We start from the raw sequence: 17,840 nt of genomic DNA on the forward strand, positions 1-17,840 counted from the left end.
TGACGCAGCAGCGTTCGGACATGCCGTTCGCTACAAAAACAGCGGGCGGCCAGCTCGCTGATGGTGACCTGTTGCGTTGCACCCTGGGAAGGCTGCCACAGGCGGTGATACTGGTTGAGTCGATTGAGCTGGCGCATAAGAAACCCGGAACAATAATTATCATCTATTCACTATTACTTCCGTATATCTCACACGATACTGATGCACAAGTTAACCGCATCACATTTCGGGAGTAATCATGGCTCGGCTCGCTGCATTTGATATGGACGGTACGTTGTTAATGCCGGATCACCGTTTAGGGGAAAAAACCCTGAACACGCTGAAGCGCCTGCACGAGCGTAATGTCACCCTGACGTTTGCCACCGGGCGTCATGTGCTGGAAATGCGCCACCTGCTGGGGGCGTTTTCCCTCGACGCCTTTCTGATCACCGGCAACGGGACGCGAATTCACTCCGTAGAAGGCGACGTGCTGCACCGGCAGGATCTCAACCCGGAAGTGGCGGACATCGTGCTGCACAGCACCTGGGACACGCAGGCCAGCATCCACGTCTTTAACGATCGGGGCTGGTTTACCGGAAGCGACATCCCGGAATTATTGCACGCGCATGTTTACAGCGGCTTTAAATACCAGCTTATCGATCTGCGTCGGATCCCCGCCCATGCGGTAACTAAGATCTGCTTCTGCGGCGATCGCGACGATCTGTGCCGCTTACGGATTCAACTGAATGAGGCGCTGGGCGACCGGGCGCACCTGACCTTCTCGGCGGTGGATTGCCTGGAAGTGCTGCCGGTGGGCTGTAACAAAGGTTCCGCTCTGGCGGTTCTGAGCGACCACCTGGGCTTAACGCTGCAGGAGTGTATGGCGTTTGGTGACGCCATGAACGACCGCGAAATGCTGGGCAGCGTAGGTCGCGGTCTGATCATGGGGAATGCGATGGCGCAGCTGAAAGCAGAACTTCCTCATCTGCCGGTTATCGGCCACTGCCGTAATGAAGCGGTGTCCCATTTTTTGACGCATTGGCTGGACAACAACAACCTCCCATATTCCCCCGAATAGTGAGACCCTTCCAGCAAGCCAGACTTCGGTCTGGCTTTTTTTTATTTCACAAGCTGCACAATCTGCGCTTTCCACGGCGTGATGTCGCCAATGTTGGCCTGCACCCACTCCGCGTTGTAGTAGGTCTCAAGATAACGCTCGCCGCTGTCGCAGAGCAGCGTGACGATGGAACCGGTGCGACCCGCTTCGCGCATGCGTGCGGCAAGCTGCAGCGCGCCCCACATATTGGTGCCCGTGGAGGCGCCCACCTTGCGGCCCAGCTGCGTTTCCAGCCAGTGAGCGGTGGCCACGCTGGCGGCATCCGGCACGCGCATCATCTCGTCCACCACGTCGGGGATGAAAGAGGGCTCGACGCGCGGGCGGCCAATCCCTTCAATTTTGCTGCCTACCGGGCTGCGCAGGTCGGCATCGCGGTTTTGCCAGTAGTCGAGGAACACGGAGTTCTGCGGGTCAACCACCATCAGCTGGGTATCGTAGCCCTGACAGCGGATGTAGCGTCCGATCGTGGCTGACGTGCCGCCGGTACCGGCGCTCATGACAATGTACGACGGAACCGGATGCGGTTCGTGGGTCATCTGGCGGAAGATACTGTCGGCAATGTTGTTATTCCCGCGCCAGTCTGTCGCGCGCTCGGCGAAGGTGAACTGGTCCATATAGTGGCCGTTCAGCTCACGGGCCAGCATTTCGGAGGCGGCGTAGATTTCGCAGGCGCTTTCCACAAAGTGGCAGCGACCGCCGTAAAATTCGATCTGCTCGATTTTGCGTTTTGCGGTGCAGGAAGGCATCACCGCGATAAACGGCAGACCCAGCAGGCGGGCGAAATAGGCTTCGGATACCGCCGTTGAACCGGAAGAGGATTCAATAATGGTGGTACCCTCTTTAATCCAGCCGTTACATAAACCGTATAAAAACAGCGAGCGCGCCAGGCGATGCTTCAGGCTGCCGGTAGGATGGGTGCTTTCATCTTTCAGATAGAGCTGAATGCCGTCAAATCCCGGCAGGGAAAGGCGAATCAGGTGCGTATCCGCCGAGCGCTGATAGTCGGCATTGATTTCGCTGATCGCATGTTTAACCCAGGTGCTATTCATCGTCGTTATCCGTTTGTCATTTTGTGCCTAGCATAGCGAAAAGCACAGAAAAAATTGTTGCTATCTGGCCTTTAAAATAGAATGAAGGGAGAAAAATTTTCTCTGTGAGGTGGGTATGCTAGATAAAATTGACCGCAAGCTCCTTTCATTGCTGCAAAATGACTGTACCCTCTCTTTGCAGGCGCTGGCAGATGCCGTTAATCTGACCACCACCCCGTGCTGGAAGCGTCTTAAGAAGCTGGAAGATGACGGCATTCTTCTGGGGCGCGTCGCGTTATTAGATCCTGAAAAACTGGGGCTTGGGTTGACGGCATTTGTGTTGATTAAAACCCAGCATCACAGCAGCGAGTGGTATTGCCGCTTCGTCACTCAGGTGTCTGAGATGCCCGAGGTGCTCGGTTTCTGGCGCATGGCCGGCGAGTACGATTACCTGATGCGCGTCCAGGTGGCCGACATGAAGCGCTATGATGATTTCTACAAGCGGCTGGTGAACAGCGTACCCGGTTTGTCGGACGTCACCTCAAGTTTCGCCATGGAACAGATTAAATACACCACAGCATTACCTATTGAATAACTTCGTAAAATACCTTCAGGAACAAACCGCGTGCGATTATTTGCCCAATTAAGCTGGTACTTTCGTCGGGAGTGGCAACGCTACCTCGGTGCAGTAGCCCTGCTTATTATCATTGCCATCCTGCAGCTGATCCCGCCGAAAGTGGTGGGGTACGTCGTGGATGGCGTCACCGAACAGCATTACACCACCGCACGGGTGTTGATGTGGGTCGGCACGCTGGTGCTGACGGCGGTCATTGTTTATCTGCTGCGCTACGTCTGGCGCGTGCTGCTGTTTGGTGCGTCCTATCAGCTGGCCGTGGAGCTGCGTGAAGATTTTTACCGCCAGCTGAGCCGACAGCATCCTGAATTTTATCTGCGCCACCGTACCGGGGATCTCATCGCCCGCGCCACTAACGACGTCGATCGCGTGGTCTTTGCCGCCGGGGAAGGGGTGCTGACGCTGGTGGACTCGCTGGTGATGGGCTGTGCGGTGCTGATCGTGATGTCCACGCAGATCAGCTGGCAGTTGACCCTGCTCGCTCTTCTGCCGATGCCGATCATGGCGCTGGCGATCAATCGCTATGGTGAACAGCTGCACGAGCGCTTTAAGCTGGCGCAGGCGGCGTTTTCGTCTCTGAACGATCGCACCCAGGAGAGCATGACCAGCATTCGCATGATCAAAGCGTTTGGCCTGGAAGACCGGCAATCTGCGCTGTTTGCGGCCGATGCGGCGGACACGGGAGCGAAAAACATGCGCGTTGCGCGTATTGACGCCCGCTTCGACCCGACGATCTATATCGCGATTGGCATGGCGAACCTTTTGGCGATTGGCGGCGGCAGCTGGATGGTGGTGCAGGGCACGTTGACCCTGGGGCAATTAACCAGCTTTGCGATGTATCTGGGGCTCATGATCTGGCCGATGCTGGCGCTGGCCTGGATGTTTAACATCGTGGAGCGCGGCAGCGCCGCCTATAGCCGCATTCGCGCCATGCTGGCCGAAGCGCCTGTGGTCGTTGACGGCAGCGACGCGGTACCGGAAGGGCGCGGCGTCATGACCGTCGACGTCCGGCAGTTTATCTATCCGCATACGGAGAATCCGGTACTGGAGAACGTCAGCTTTACCCTACAGCCGGGCCAGATGCTGGGCATCTGCGGCCCGACGGGATCCGGCAAAAGTACCGTGCTGTCGCTGCTCCAGCGCCACTTTGACGTCACCGAGGGTGATATCCGCTTCCACGATATTCCCCTGACCAGGCTACTGCTGGATGAGTGGCGTGGTCGCCTGGCGGTCGTCAGCCAGACGCCGTTTTTATTTTCGGACACCGTGGCGAACAACATTGCCCTTGGACGTCCGTCGGCGACGCAGGAAGAGATTGAACATGTGGCGCGTTTGGCCAGTGTACATGAGGATATTTTGCGTCTGCCGCAGGGCTACGAAACGGAAGTTGGGGAACGCGGCGTCATGCTGTCCGGGGGACAAAAACAGCGTATCTCCATTGCCCGGGCGCTGCTGCTGAATGCGGAAATCCTGATCCTGGATGATGCGCTTTCTGCCGTGGATGGCCGTACCGAGCACGAAATCCTGCATAACCTGCGCCAGTGGGGCGACGGACGCACGGTGATTATCAGCGCCCACCGTTTGTCAGCGCTCACCGAAGCCAGCGAAATTCTGGTCTTACAACACGGGCACATTGCCCAGCGCGGGCAGCATGAAACGCTGGCCGAGCAGCCGGGCTGGTATCGCGATATGTACCGCTATCAACAGCTTGAAGCGGCGCTGGACGATGCGCCGGAGCAGGATGAGGAGGCCGCCAATGCGTAAGCTCGGAACGATGTGGCCGACGCTTAAACGTCTGCTGGCCTACGGCTCACCGTGGCGTAAACCGCTCTCGGTGGCCGTGCTTTTGCTCTGGATTGCAGCAATTGCCGAGGTGAGCGGTCCGCTGCTCATCAGCTATTTTATCGACAACATGGTCGCCAAAAGCTATCTACCGCTGGGTCTGGTGGCGGGTTTAGGCGTGGCCTACGTCGGCTTACAGCTGACGGCGGCAGGGTTGCACTATGCTCAGTCGCTGCTGTTTAACCGTGCAGCCGTGGGCGTTGTACAGCAGCTGCGTACGGACGTGATGGACGCGGCGCTTCGCCAGCCGCTCAGCGAGTTTGATATCCAGCCAGTCGGGCAGGTGATATCGCGCGTGACCAACGATACCGAGGTGATCCGCGATCTGTACGTCACCGTGGTTGCGACGGTATTACGCAGCGCGGCGCTGATTGGCGCGATGCTGGTGGCGATGTTCAGCCTCGACTGGCGCATGGCGCTGGTGGCGATCACCATCTTCCCGGCGGTGCTGATTGTTATGGTGATTTACCAGCGCTACAGCACGCCGATTGTGCGTCGGGTGCGCGCTTACCTGGCCGACATCAATGATGGCTTCAACGAAGTGATCAACGGCATGAGCGTCATCCAGCAGTTCCGCCAGCAGGCGCGCTTTGGCGAACGCATGGGCGAAGCCAGCCGTTCGCACTATATGGCGCGTATGCAGACGCTGCGCCTGGACGGTTTCCTGCTGCGACCGCTGCTGAGCCTTTTCTCGGCGCTGGTGCTGTGTGGGTTGCTGATGCTCTTTGGCCTGAGCTCAAACGGTACGATTGAAGTGGGCGTGCTGTACGCTTTTATTAGCTATCTGGGACGCCTCAACGAGCCGCTGATCGAGCTCACTACGCAGCAATCGATGCTGCAACAGGCGGTCGTCGCCGGTGAGCGCGTCTTTGAGCTGATGGACAGGCCGCGTCAGGCCTACGGCAATGATGAGCGACCTCTGCAAAGCGGGGCTATCGCCTTTGATAACGTCTCGTTTGCCTATCGCGAAGACCGTCTGGTATTGCAGGACATCACGCTTGACGTTCCGTCGCGCGGTTTTGTGGCGCTGGTGGGGCATACCGGCAGTGGTAAGAGCACGCTTGCCAGCCTGTTGATGGGCTATTACCCGGTCACGCAAGGTGAAATCCGCCTCGACGGACGCCCGCTTGCGTCTCTCAGCCACACAGTGTTACGCAAAGGCGTTGCGATGGTGCAGCAGGATCCGGTCGTTCTGGCCGATACCTTCTACGCCAACGTGACCCTGGGGCGAGACTACACCCAGGAGCAGGTCTGGGACGTGCTGGAAAAAGTGCAGCTGGCAGAGCTGGCGCGCGGGTTCAGCGACGGGATCAACACGAAGCTGGGCGAGCAGGGGAACAATCTCTCTGTCGGGCAAAAGCAGCTTCTGGCACTGGCGCGGGTGCTGATTGAAACGCCGCAGATACTGATTCTGGATGAAGCGACGGCCAGTATTGACTCCGGTACCGAGCAGGCTATCCAGCAGGCGCTGGCCGCGGTACGCGATCATACGACGCTGGTGGTGATTGCCCACCGTCTTTCCACCGTCGTCGATGCGGATACCATTCTGGTGCTGCATCGCGGACAGGCCGTGGAGCGCGGTACGCACCGCGAGCTGCTGGAAGCAAAAGGGCGCTACTGGCAGATGTACCAGCTGCAGCTGGCGGGCGAAGAGCTGGCCGCCAGCGTGCGTGATGAAGAGTCGCTTAGCGCCTGATGCACTAAAATGAGGCGGCGCGCTAACAGTCATTCCTGTTGGTGCAAAACTGAAACGCACCCTGCACCGGCATGGTGCGTTTTTTTTCACCCGGGCGTTTAACAGAACCGTGTAACGCTCATCACACCGTTGTTCCCCTTCGTTTTCATTTCTGGCACACCCCTTGCAATACCTTCTGCGTAAGCTGCGGCCATTACCGAATTCTGACTGGAGGGGATCTATGAAGCTGGTTACGGTTGTAATCAAACCATTCAAACTCGAAGACGTGCGCGAAGCATTGTCTTCAATGGGTATTCAGGGACTGACTGTCACCGAAGTGAAAGGCTTTGGTCGTCAGAAGGGTCATGCCGAGCTTTATCGCGGGGCGGAATACAGCGTTAACTTTCTGCCAAAAGTAAAAATTGATGTCGCGATTGCTGACGATCAGCTTGACGAAGTCATTGATGTCATTAGCAAAGCGGCCTATACCGGCAAAATTGGCGACGGCAAAATTTTCGTTGCCGAACTGCAGCGCGTCATTCGCATTCGTACCGGCGAATCTGACGAAGCGGCTCTGTAATTAACGCCTGGCACACAGTGATAGGGATCGAGAAAATGAAGATAGCAACACTTAAAACGGGTCTGGGTTCGCTGGCACTGCTGCCTGGCCTGGCGCTGGCTGCTACCCCTGCGGTGGTCGACAAAGCCGATAACGCCTTTATGATGATCAGCACCGCGCTGGTGCTGTTCATGTCCATTCCGGGCATTGCGCTGTTCTACGGCGGCCTGATCCGTGGCAAAAACGTTCTCTCCATGCTGACGCAGGTTGCCGTGACGTTCGCACTGGTCTGCGTGCTGTGGGTGGTTTACGGTTACTCGCTGGCGTTCGGCACGGGCAACGCGTTCTTTGGTAACTTCGACTGGGTGATGCTGAAAAATATTGAGCTGACCGCGCTGATGGGCAGCTTCTATCAGTATATTCACGTTGCGTTTCAGGGCTCATTCGCCTGTATTACCGTCGGGCTGATTGTGGGCGCGCTCGCCGAGCGTATTCGTTTCTCTGCCGTCCTGATCTTCGTGGTGGTCTGGCTGACGCTCTCCTATGTGCCGATTGCGCACATGGTCTGGGGGGGCGGTCTGCTGGCAACGCACGGTGCGCTGGACTTCGCGGGCGGTACGGTTGTACACATCAACGCCGCGGTAGCGGGTCTGGTGGGTGCCTACCTGATTGGCAAACGCGTGGGCTTCGGTAAAGAAGCGTTTAAACCGCACAACCTGCCGATGGTCTTTACCGGTACGGCTATCCTCTACTTTGGCTGGTTTGGCTTCAACGCCGGCTCAGCGAGTGCTGCGAACGAAATCGCCGCGCTGGCCTTCGTGAACACCGTTGTGGCCACGGCGGGTGCAATCCTCTCCTGGGTATTTGGCGAGTGGGCGGTACGCGGTAAACCTTCTCTGCTGGGTGCCTGTTCGGGTGCCATTGCCGGTCTGGTTGGCATCACGCCTGCGTGTGGTTATGTCGGTGTGGGCGGTGCGCTGCTGGTCGGCCTGGTGTCCGGTCTGGCGGGGCTGTGGGGCGTGACCGCACTGAAACGTCTGCTGCGCGTGGATGACCCTTGCGACGTGTTTGGCGTGCACGGCGTGTGCGGTATCGTCGGCTGTATCATGACCGGTATCTTCGCGGCGAAATCGCTGGGTGGTGTGGGCTACGCTGAAGGCGTCACCATGGTTCACCAGCTTCTGGTGCAGCTGGAAAGTATTGCTATCACCGTGGTGTGGTCTGCCGTTGTCGCTTTCATTGGCTACAAACTGGCGGATATGACCGTCGGTCTGCGTGTCCCTGAAGAGCAGGAACGCGAAGGTCTGGACGTCAACAGCCACGGCGAGAATGCGTATAACGCGTAATAAACAGCAAAACGGCAACCTGAGGTTGCCGTTTTTAGTGTTTGTTCCCTCTCCCCGTGGGAGAGGGCCAGGGTGAGGGCATCAGGCCGCACAAGGTAAAAGCAAAACGGCAACCTCAGGTTGCCGTTTTTAGTGTGTATTCCCTCTCCCCGTGGGAGAGGGTCAGGGTGAGGGCATCAGGCCGCACATAATCACCCGCGATTACGCATTACCCCTTCCTGCACCGTTGAAGCGACCAGCACGCCGTCCTGGGTATAAAACTCCCCACGCACAAACCCGCGAGCGCTCGACGCCGACGTACTCTCCACGCTGTAGAGCAGCCACTCATTCATGTTGAAGGGACGGTGGAACCACATCGAGTGATCGATCGTCGCGACCTGCATCCCTTTTTCGAGGAAGCCGACGCCGTGCGGCTGCAGCGCCACCGGCAGGAAGTTGAAGTCAGACGCGTAGCCCAGCAGATACTGATGCACGCGGAAATCTTCCGGCACGGTGCCGTTAGCCCGGATCCACACCTGGCGCTTCGGCTCGGCGGGGTGACCCTTCATCGGGTTATGGAACTCAACCGGCCGGATCTCCAGCGGTTTATCGCAGAGAAACTTCTCTTTGACCTGAGGCGGAAGCAGATGCGCCAGCGCACGGGCGATATCCGTTTCCGATTTGAGATCGTCTGGCGCGGGTGCCGGCGGCATCACTTTCTGGTGTTCATACCCGGGCTCCGGCGCCTGGAAAGAGGCGGTCATGTAAAAGATCGGCTTGCCGTTCTGAATGGCCGCGACGCGGCGCGCGCTGAAGCTGTTGCCGTCTCTCAGGACCTCAACGTCATACACGATCGGTTTCGCGCTATCGCCAGGGCGTAAGAAGTAGCTGTGGAACGAATGCACCAGACGGTCTGCCGGGACAGTCTCCTTTGCAGCGTACAGCGCTTGTCCAACGACTTGCCCCCCGAAGACCTGGCGTAAGCCGAGATCTTCGCTCTGTCCGCGAAAGAGTCCTTCCTCAATTTTTTCCAGATTCAGTAATGTCAGCAGATTGTTCAGTGCCTGACTCATAGTTGTCCTCAATAAACGCCGTAGCGAAAGATAGGCTGAGTATAACGCAGAAATGAAAGTGGTCCGATGGGTAGAATAATCTGAATATCAGGATGATTTCAGGCATTAATCAGTGAGTTGTGCCACACTTAACTACGTTATGTGATTGAAACGACATCGGATGGGATCGATCCCGCTGGTGCATTGATAAGGAGACTTCAATGAAACTCGTGCCCATGCTAAGTGGTGTAGCTATTGCGGTGGCGTTGTCCGCCTGTGCCGGTAAGAGCGCCCAGGTGCCAGTGCCAGCAGCAGACCCGAACGGGATTAATACCCTTTCGCAGCAATCCATTCAGCAGCCTAACGTTTCCGGTACCATCTGGATTAAACAGAGAGTTGCGCTGCCGCCGGATGCGGTATTAACCGTGACGCTGTCTGATGCTTCCCTGGCCGACGCACCGTCGAAAGTCGTGGCTCAGCGTGCCGTTCGTACTGAAGGCAAGCAGGCGCCGTTTAGCTTCGTGTTGCCGTATAACCCGTCGGACGTGCAGCCTAATGCCCGTATCCTGCTGAGCGCAGCGGTAACCATTAACGGTAAGCTGGTCTTCATTACCGATACGGTCCAGGAAGCGATTAACAACGGTGGGACCAAAATCGACCTGAACCTGGTGCCTGTGCAGCAGACCGAAGTGCCGGTCGCGCCGCAGACCAATCAGCCGTCCCTGCCAACCCCACCGACTCAGATGTAATGTGTATCCCCCTCTCCTTCGGGAGAGGGGTCAATATTCCCAGCGAAATTTCTGCAAATCGATCTGACCCGACCCTGACACCTGCACCCCCTCTGAAAGTAACGCCTGACGCTGACGCTGGAGATCCGGCCCGGTGAGCGAAATGGTGCCATGACGATTCACTACCCGATGCCAGGGCAACGTACTGCCTTCCGGCAGCCGTTTCAGGACGCCTCCAACCTGTCGCGCCGCGCGCGGTGAACCGGCCAGGCGTGCGACATCACCATAGGTGGTGACATAGCCTTCCGGAATTGAGGCAACGATTTGCCATACGCGCTGTGGAAAGGAGTCGTGTTCGTCCATACCTTCACCTGTGGGGAGTTTCTGGAAAGCTATGGTAAACCAGGATCTTCATGATTGCTGCGCCTGTTTGCGCAAGAAACCAGCATCCGGTTCCTGGCGGCTTGCAATTGGGCCCTCGCACAGGGATAATGCGCCAGCGCGTTGGTTATCAACGCTCTCAATGGGGGCTCTGTTGGTTCTCCCGCAACGCTACTCTGTTCACCAGGTCAGGTCCGGAAGGAAGCAGCCAGGGCAGACGACGTGTGTGCCGGGATGTAGCTGGCAGGGCCCCCACCCATTTCTGCCCTCATAAGATCTTCCTGCTTTACCTCTCCCTTTAAACCGCTATCCCGCAATAATATTATGCCTATATCGTGTAATATATATTTCATCCCGCTGAAATATTATTGTCATAAACCTGTAATAATAGACTGTCATTTTATAATTGGACGGTTATTTTCTTCCATAACTCAAAAAAATATATATCTGGATAAGATTGTTAACTTCGTGTATTAAATAAAGTACTTATTCCGAAGGGAAGTGACAAACATGGCTACAGCGGTATTAAACGTTAAGATTGATGATGCGCTGAAAGAAAGACTTCGCCACTATGCGGAAGTGAATAACGAGAATTTAAGCGTGACGACAGAGAAACTGCTGCTGCTGGCGTTCGAAGCAGTAGAAGAGGCGGGAGTATCGGAAGAGGATATTGATAATCAGCACACGGAAGAAGAGAGTGTTTCTCCTTTTACTCCTAAAGAAATCAAAGCTCTACGCAAACTTCTGAAGAAGAGAAAATGAAACAACAACTGTCAACTGCCAGTGACTACAAAGAGGCCTGCGATCTGTTGCGTTCAGGCTACGTGAAGCATGTACGTCTTGGCTGGAATGTCGGAAGTGATGAGTTCTTTCGTATTGCGTCTGACTGGTGTGATACCGGCGCAAAAATAAAGAAAGACGGTGAAAACTTCGTTATTTCACTGAAAGGTTTTCCTATTCCTGCTCAGCATTAACTCCTGACTAGTGAAAACTGCTGACTGTATCCGTGACAGTCAGCAGTTTTTATTTTTTATGATCTGCTTCAAAAATTTTAATATTAGATCACGCTGCGTTTTAACGATGGCACGTTTTTATTCAGGGCGAGCCATAGCGGTTTAATCCTCAGCAACGCCTGTTCAAGCTCTGTCGATTCGAGCGAGAAGGGCATCCGTAAATAGCGGTCAAATGCGCCAGATAAACCAAACCGCGTACCGGTTCCCAGATTGATCCCCAGAATTTCAGCCCGCGCGGCAAGCTGTGTCGCCAGCATGCCCGGCAACTCAATCCAGTAAGAGAGCCCGCCTTCCGCTTCATGGAATTTCCAGTCCGGGAAATGTTCGCGCAACAGTTCACCGCATCGATCGCGTCGTTCCGCCAGCATCATCCGGCGCGCGGGCAGAAACGTCTCGCTGTTGTTAATGAGCCACAGCATCGCCAGCTGTTCCAGCAGCGGCGAACCTAAATCCAGAGTATCCCGCGTCTGGGCAAGCGTGGCGATCGTGCGCGAGGAGGCGCGGATCCAGCCAAGGCGCAGCCCTCCCCAGAAGCTTTTTCCGGCAGAACCTAAGGTGATGACGGTGGCCTGCGGGTTAAAAGCGGCCAGCGGTGGCGGGGGAGGCGCGTCAAACCAGAGATCCACCATCGTTTCATCCACCACCAGCGCCGTGCGGGTTTGGGCAGCAATATCCGTGATGGCCCGACGGGTCGCGATATCCATACAGCGCCCGGTGGGGTTATGAAAATCTGGCATCAGATACGCCAGGCGAGGCGCCGTCTGGGCAAGCGTTGCCGCGAAGCCATCCGTATCCCAGCCGGTTTCCGGCAGCGACACCCCCACGGGCCGACACTGCGCACCCTGAATGGCGGCAATCGCCAGCGGATAGGTGGGGTGATCGACCACGACGCGATCCCCCGGCCCGGTCATCATCCGCAGCACCAGCGCGAAGCCGCTGACGGCGCCATTGACCACCATCACTTCGTCTGCCCGGGTAGGAAGACCCCGCGCGGTATAGCGCGCAGCGATGGCCTCCCGCAGCGTGGGCAGCCCAAGCTGATCGTAGCCCGTCAGCGAGAGATGCTGCGTAATGGCCGTGAGCGCATGGGCATAAGCCTGATGGATCTCCGGCCCGGCATTGAGGGCAGCAGTGGAAAGATCCAGTGCGGCACTTGCCGCTGAAAGGGTGGGAACGGCGCGCGTATCCGGGAGGAGCACGCGTGACCCGCTGCCGTGGCGGCTTTCAAGATAACCCTCCTCGCGCAGATGGGCGAGGGCGCTGCTGATGGTGGTTCGGCTCACGTCCAACGCGGAGGCCAGCTCACGCTCGCCCGGTAGCCGTGTATTCAGCGCCAGACGTCCATCAAGGATTAACAGACGCAGCGCGTCGGCCAGCTGTCGCCAGAGCGGGGTACGGGATGAGGCTTGCTGCCAGTGGCCTAAAAGGCGTACCAGAGACTGGCTTCCGAAGCGACGTGATGACATATGCAGTCCACTATTTGAAAACTGGACATTAATCATAGTGCCATTTTAGGTCAGGATGAAAGCCTGGTTCACTGGAGAAGATAAAAATGGTACGTCGTCTGCTACAACTCTATGTCGGTTTAGGACTGTATGGCCTTTCCACCGCAATGTTTATTCGTTCCGATTTGGGTGTCGATCCCTGGGATGTTTTTCACCTTGGGGTGGGGATGCAGCTGGGGATGACGATCGGGACGGTGATCATTGTGACCGGCGCTGCGGTGCTGCTGCTGTGGATCCCCCTGCGCCAGATGCCGGGCCTGGGCACCATCAGCAACGTGATTTGTATCGGTCTGGCGGCGGACGCCAGCATGGCGCTTATTCCGGAACTGGATTCGTTACCTGTTCGCATCGCTTTCCTGGTGTCGGGTATCGTGATGAACGCGATTGCGACCAGCATGTACATTGGCGCAGGTTTTGGTCCTGGCCCACGCGACGGCCTGATGACCGGCATTCATGCCCGTCTGGGGTGGTCCATTCGCAGCGTGCGCACCTCCATTGAGGTGTCCGTCCTGCTGATTGGGTGCGTGCTTGGCGGCACGTTTGGGGTGGGAACCGTACTGTATGCCCTGACCATTGGCCCGCTTATCCAGCTCTGTCTGCCCTGGTTCCGCCAGAAGCCGCGCGTTGCTGAAATCGTGCAGCCGGAGCGGGTTGTCTAATTTTGCGAAGCGCTCACATGTTTTAACGGCGTCGCTGTGCCACAATAATGGGCCACGACTCACGTGATGCCACAATGCATGAAAGCGATCACTCTCTATGATGTCGCCCTCCTTGCGGGGGTTTCTTATCAGACCGTTTCCCGCGTCATTAACGACGCGGAGCATGTCTCTGCCCGCACGCGGGAAAAGGTGCAGCAGGCGATGGCGGAGCTGCACTACGTGCCTAACCTGCGGGCACAGCAGCTGGCGGGTAAACGCACCCGCACGCTGGGACTCATCACCACCGATCTGGCCCTGCATGCGCCCTCGCAAATCGTGTCGGCGGTAAAATCCCGGGCGGCGGAACAGGGGGCGAGCGTCCTTATTTCCATGGTGGAGCAGCCGCAGCAGTGTCAGGCCGCGCTTCAGGCGCTGCTGGCACAGCGGGTAGAGGCGCTGCTGGTGAATGTGCCGCTTGACGATCCTGACGCCGAAGCGCTCAGTGCGCTGGCGTCGCCTGTTCCGGTGCTGTTCCTTGATGTCTCGCCTTCAGCACAGGTAAACAGCCTCGTGTTTAACGCCGGGCAGGGCGCGCATCTGGGCGTTGAGCATCTGCTTTCTCTGGGGCATCAGCGCATTGCGCTGCTGAGCGGGCCGGAGAGCTCGGTCTCTGCTCGGGCGCGTCTGGCAGGATGGAAAGCGGCTCTGGCCCGGGTGGGGCTTGAAGCCGCTGCGGTGGCCTGCGGTGACTGGAGCGCGGCCAGCGGTTATGAGAAAGGGCATGTGCTGCTGTCGGGTAGCGCATTGCCGGATGCCATTCTGGTGGCGAACGATCAAATGGCGCTCGGGGTGATGCGCGCCTGCGCGGAAAAAGGGGTAGCGGTTCCGGGCCAGATATCGGTGGTTGGGTTCGACGATACGGCTGACAGCGCCTGGTTTTCTCCGCCGCTGACGACCATTCGGCAGGCGTTTCGCGAGGCGGGCGAGCGCAGCGTGGAGTGGCTGCTGGCCCCCACCGAAGGCGAGACGTGCTGGCAGGTTCAGCTGCCGGTGACGCTGGTTACCCGTCATTCCACCGCGCGCCGCGCGCCGCAGCAGGCCGAACGCGAGGATCTGGCGCAGCAGCTCAGAAGCCTGGCCTTGCTTGCCGAGCAGCTTGCCCGCAAATAAAACTTTGTGATCGGACTCGCTACCCTGCGATTGGGCGCTTTACCGTCGCAGAGTGCCAGGGCATGTTAACCAAAATTGTGAGCGCTTCGCAAAGAGGTTGATATGTCTCATACATCTTCGCTGACCCTCAGCGACATCCTGGCCCGTCGGGACTGGGAAAACCCCGGCGTTACCCAGTGGAACCGTCTGGCCGCACACGCGCCGTTGCACAGCTGGCGTAATGAATCTTCTGCCAGAGATGACGCTGGTTCCCTCAGCAGGCGCTCCCTCAACGGGATCTGGCGGTTTAGCTACTTTTCAGCGCCGGAGCAGGTTCCTCAGGCATGGGTAACAGAAGATTGCGCGGATGCCATTGCGATGCCCGTGCCGTCTAACTGGCAGATGCAGGGGTTCGACACGCCCATCTATACCAATGTCACCTACCCGATCCCCGTCAACCCGCCTTTTGTGCCGCAGGAAAACCCGACCGGTTGTTACTCGCTCACATTCGACGTGGATGACGCCTGGTTTCAGAGCGGGCAAACCCGAATTATTTTTGATGGCGTGAACTCGGCGTTCCATCTGTGGTGCAACGGGCAGTGGATAGGCTATTCCCAGGACAGTCGATTGCCCGCCGAGTTTGACCTCTCGGCGGCATTACGCCCCGGGCAGAACCGCCTGGCGGTCATGGTCTTGCGCTGGTGCGACGGCAGCTATCTGGAAGATCAGGACATGTGGCGCATGAGCGGCATTTTCCGTGATGTCTCCCTGCTGCATAAGCCGGAGACGCACATTGCGGATTATCATGTGGTCACCGATCTGAATGCGGAGCTGGACCGCGCGGTGCTGAAAGTCGAGGTCGCGTTGACAGGCGCTGACTACGCGGAGTGCGACGTGGCGATAACGCTATGGCGCAACGGTGAACGCTGTGGCAGCACCACCCAACGGCCAGGCTCTGCTATTGTGGACGAGCGCGGCAACTGGGCCGAGCGGTTAACGGCGGCGATCCCGGTTACAGCCCCGGCGTTATGGAGTGCGGAAACCCCGGAACTCTATCGCCTGACGATCGCGCTTTTGGATGCGCAGGGCACCGTGCTGGAGACGGAAGCCTGCGATGTCGGCTTCCGCCGGGTTGACATCAGCAACGGCCTGCTGAAGCTCAACGGTAAACCGCTGTTGATCCGCGGGGTTAACCGGCACGAGCATCATCCGGAAAACGGCCAGGTGATGGACGAAGCGACGATGCGTCGCGATATCGAGATCATGAAGCAGCACAACTTCAACGCCGTGCGCTGCTCGCACTACCCGAACCATCCGCTGTGGTACCGGCTTTGCGACCGCTACGGGCTGTACGTTGTTGACGAAGCCAATATCGAAACCCACGGCATGGTGCCGATGAGCCGCCTTGCTGACGATCCGCGCTGGCTGCCCGCCATGAGCGAGCGCGTGACCCGTATGGTGCAGCGCGATCGTAATCATCCCTCAATTATCATCTGGTCGCTGGGCAATGAGTCCGGGCACGGTGCAAACCACGACGCGCTGTACCGCTGGGTGAAATCCACGGATCCGACGCGTCCGGTGCAGTATGAAGGTGGCGGCGCGAACACGGCGGCGACTGATATTGTCTGTCCGATGTATGCCCGGGTCGATCAGGATCAGCCCTTCCCGGCAGTGCCTAAATGGTCAATCAAGAAATGGATCGGCATGCCGGATGAAACACGCCCGCTGATCCTCTGCGAATACGCCCACGCGATGGGGAACAGCTTCGGCGGGTTCGCGAAATACTGGCAGGCGTTTCGCAGCCACCCTCGCCTGCAGGGGGGATTTGTCTGGGACTGGGTCGATCAGGCTCTGACGAAGCAAGATGAAGAGGGCAATTCGTTCTGGGCATATGGCGGGGACTTTGGCGATAAGCCAAACGACCGACAGTTCTGCCTGAATGGGCTGGTCTTCCCCGATCGCACGCCGCACCCGGCGCTGTACGAGGCGCAGCGCGCGCAGCAGTTCTTTACCTTTACGCGGGTTAGCACCTCTCCGCTGGTGATTGAGGTGCAAAGCGGCTACCTGTTCCGCTACACCGATAACGAAGTGCTGAGCTGGACGGTTGCCCGGGACGGGGAGGTGCTGGCTTCGGGCGAGGTGACGCTGGCGATAGCCCCTGGAGGCGCTCAGCGTCTGGAGATCGCTCTGCCAGAATTGAAAGCCGAGCCGGGGGAAGTCTGGCTGAATGTTGAAGTACGCCAGCCGCGGGCAACGCCGTGGTCACCGGCAGACCACCGCTGCGCGTGGGATCAGTGGCCGCTTCCCGCTCCACTCTTTATTGCTCCGTCAGTCCCGGCGGGCGAGCCGCCGGTGTTAACGCAAAGCGATCGCATCCTGGAGATCGCGCATGGTCAACAGCGCTGGCAGTTCGATCGCGCATCCGGAAACCTGACCCAATGGTGGCGAAATGGCGTGGAAACGCTGATGTCACCTCTGACGGATAACGTCAGCCGTGCGCCGCTGGACAATGATATTGGCGTGAGTGAAGCGACGAGGATCGATCCGAATGCCTGGGTTGAACGCTGGAAAGCGGCGGGCATGTACGATCTCACCTCGCGCGTTCTGTACTGTGAGGCAGAGCAGCATGCGGGCGAAGTTGTGGTCAACACCCTTCACGTCGGGGAGTATCATGGCAAAACGCTGTTCCTGAGCCGTAAAGTCTGGCGGGTGGATGACCAGGGGAGGCTGCACGGCGATATTCAGGTGGATATGGCGTCCGATATCCCGGAACCCGCACGTATTGGCCTGAGCGTTCATCTCGCCGAAACGCCGGAAAATGTGTCCTGGCTGGGGCTGGGGCCGCATGAAAACTACCCGGACAGAACGCTGGCGGCACAGCAGGGACGCTGGACATTACCCCTGGCGGAGATGCACACGCCGTATATCTTCCCGACGGAAAATGGTTTGCGCTGTGATACGCGGGAGCTGGTGCTGGGAACGCATCAGCTACATGGCCGGTTCCATTTCTCGGTGAGCCGCTACAGCCAGCAGAAGCTGCGCGAGACAACCCATCACCATCTGCTGCGGGAAGAGCCGGGGTGCTGGCTCAACCTCGACGCGTTCCATATGGGCGTGGGCGGCGACGACTCCTGGAGCCCCAGCGTTTCACCGGAATTCATTCTGCAGACGCGCCAGCTTCGCTATACCTTTAGCTGGCAGCAGAACCCGTAACG

At 58.0% G+C, this 17,840-nt stretch carries 17 protein-coding genes and 1 other RNA gene; 13 read left to right on the forward strand and 5 right to left on the reverse strand.

Translation table 11 applies throughout. The features are described from left to right. The coding region (locus tag DOU50_RS15940) for an SgrR family transcriptional regulator (RefSeq protein ID WP_148769733.1) at window positions 1-137 on the reverse strand (137 nt) is incomplete at its 3' end. A gap of 101 nt (window positions 138-238) precedes the next feature. Between DOU50_RS15940 and cof the strand changes: the two genes are divergently transcribed. Continuing rightward, window positions 239-1,057: an HMP-PP phosphatase gene (gene cof / locus DOU50_RS15945; protein WP_148769734.1), complete on the forward strand. Its 819-nt coding sequence runs from the start codon at window positions 239-241 to the stop codon at window positions 1,055-1,057. A gap of 41 nt (window positions 1,058-1,098) precedes the next feature. Here the strand turns inward: cof and DOU50_RS15950 are convergent, their stop codons facing one another. Further along, entirely contained in the window at window positions 1,099-2,145 is a 1,047-nt protein-coding gene (locus DOU50_RS15950; protein WP_148769735.1) for a PLP-dependent cysteine synthase family protein, read from the reverse strand. A gap of 115 nt (window positions 2,146-2,260) precedes the next feature. Between DOU50_RS15950 and DOU50_RS15955 the strand changes: the two genes are divergently transcribed. From DOU50_RS15955 to amtB, 5 genes are all read left to right on the forward strand, one after another. Continuing rightward, window positions 2,261-2,719, forward strand: coding sequence for an Lrp/AsnC family transcriptional regulator (locus tag DOU50_RS15955; protein WP_023310581.1), 459 nt, complete (start codon window positions 2,261-2,263; stop codon window positions 2,717-2,719). A 30-nt stretch (window positions 2,720-2,749) separates the two neighbouring features. Beyond that, a complete protein-coding gene (locus DOU50_RS15960; RefSeq protein WP_148769736.1) occupies window positions 2,750-4,522 on the forward strand; it encodes a SmdA family multidrug ABC transporter permease/ATP-binding protein in 1,773 nt (590 codons plus the stop codon). Next, entirely contained in the window at window positions 4,515-6,296 is a 1,782-nt protein-coding gene (locus tag DOU50_RS15965) for a SmdB family multidrug efflux ABC transporter permease/ATP-binding protein (RefSeq protein WP_061715868.1), read from the forward strand. The genes DOU50_RS15960 and DOU50_RS15965 overlap by 8 nt, the downstream gene beginning before the upstream one ends. A 220-nt stretch (window positions 6,297-6,516) precedes the next feature. Continuing rightward, a complete protein-coding gene (gene glnK / locus DOU50_RS15970; RefSeq protein ID WP_008503304.1) occupies window positions 6,517-6,855 on the forward strand; it encodes a P-II family nitrogen regulator in 339 nt (112 codons plus the stop codon). Between the two features lie 35 nt (window positions 6,856-6,890). Beyond that, entirely contained in the window at window positions 6,891-8,180 is a 1,290-nt protein-coding gene (amtB, locus tag DOU50_RS15975; protein ID WP_061715867.1) for an ammonium transporter AmtB, read from the forward strand. A 191-nt stretch (window positions 8,181-8,371) separates the two neighbouring features. Here the strand turns inward: amtB and tesB are convergent, their stop codons facing one another. Beyond that, complete coding sequence (gene tesB / locus DOU50_RS15980) at window positions 8,372-9,232, reverse strand: acyl-CoA thioesterase II (RefSeq protein ID WP_032641972.1); 861 nt, start codon at window positions 9,230-9,232, stop codon at window positions 8,372-8,374. Window positions 9,233-9,432: 200 nt separating this feature from the next. Between tesB and DOU50_RS15985 the strand changes: the two genes are divergently transcribed. Then, window positions 9,433-9,960 (forward strand): YbaY family lipoprotein, encoded by a 528-nt coding sequence (locus tag DOU50_RS15985; RefSeq protein ID WP_024906833.1) that lies wholly within the window; start codon window positions 9,433-9,435, stop codon window positions 9,958-9,960. A 30-nt stretch (window positions 9,961-9,990) separates the two neighbouring features. Here DOU50_RS15985 and DOU50_RS15990 read toward each other — a convergent pair whose 3' ends face one another. Next, a complete protein-coding gene (locus DOU50_RS15990) occupies window positions 9,991-10,302 on the reverse strand; it encodes an MGMT family protein (protein ID WP_061715865.1) in 312 nt (103 codons plus the stop codon). Window positions 10,303-10,472: 170 nt separating this feature from the next. On the opposite strand from DOU50_RS15990, the gene ffs reads away from it, so the two are divergent. The 3 genes from ffs to DOU50_RS16005 all read left to right on the forward strand — a co-directional run bounded on the left by ffs (window position 10,473) and on the right by DOU50_RS16005 (window position 11,294). Next, window positions 10,473-10,569, forward strand: an RNA gene (gene ffs, locus DOU50_RS15995) — signal recognition particle sRNA small type. Between the two features lie 261 nt (window positions 10,570-10,830). Then, the gene (locus DOU50_RS16000; RefSeq protein ID WP_023310587.1) at window positions 10,831-11,082 is read left to right on the forward strand and encodes a hypothetical protein; all 252 of its coding nucleotides are present in this window, start codon (window positions 10,831-10,833) and stop codon (window positions 11,080-11,082) included. After that, window positions 11,079-11,294 carry a hypothetical protein gene (locus DOU50_RS16005; RefSeq protein ID WP_008503298.1) on the forward strand — a complete coding sequence of 72 codons (216 nt, stop codon included), beginning with the start codon at window positions 11,079-11,081 and terminating at the stop codon, window positions 11,292-11,294. Before DOU50_RS16000 ends, DOU50_RS16005 begins: the two co-directional genes overlap by 4 nt. A gap of 83 nt (window positions 11,295-11,377) precedes the next feature. Here the strand turns inward: DOU50_RS16005 and DOU50_RS16010 are convergent, their stop codons facing one another. Beyond that, window positions 11,378-12,799 carry a PLP-dependent aminotransferase family protein gene (locus DOU50_RS16010; RefSeq protein ID WP_148769737.1) on the reverse strand — a complete coding sequence of 474 codons (1,422 nt, stop codon included), beginning with the start codon at window positions 12,797-12,799 and terminating at the stop codon, window positions 11,378-11,380. 86 nt (window positions 12,800-12,885) lie between these two features. On the opposite strand from DOU50_RS16010, the gene DOU50_RS16015 reads away from it, so the two are divergent. From DOU50_RS16015 to DOU50_RS16025, 3 genes are all read left to right on the forward strand, one after another. Continuing rightward, window positions 12,886-13,497, forward strand: coding sequence for a YczE/YyaS/YitT family protein (locus tag DOU50_RS16015; RefSeq protein WP_032646175.1), 612 nt, complete (start codon window positions 12,886-12,888; stop codon window positions 13,495-13,497). Window positions 13,498-13,575: 78 nt separating this feature from the next. Then, complete coding sequence (locus DOU50_RS16020) at window positions 13,576-14,646, forward strand: LacI family DNA-binding transcriptional regulator (protein ID WP_148769738.1); 1,071 nt, start codon at window positions 13,576-13,578, stop codon at window positions 14,644-14,646. Between the two features lie 102 nt (window positions 14,647-14,748). Next, window positions 14,749-17,838: a beta-galactosidase gene (locus DOU50_RS16025; RefSeq protein ID WP_148769739.1), complete on the forward strand. Its 3,090-nt coding sequence runs from the start codon at window positions 14,749-14,751 to the stop codon at window positions 17,836-17,838. Window positions 17,839-17,840: the final 2 nt, after the last annotated feature.

Origin of the sequence: Enterobacter sp. C6 (genome assembly GCF_008122455.1) — a bacterium.
GTDB classification, from domain to species: Bacteria; Pseudomonadota; Gammaproteobacteria; order Enterobacterales; family Enterobacteriaceae; genus Enterobacter; species Enterobacter pseudoroggenkampii.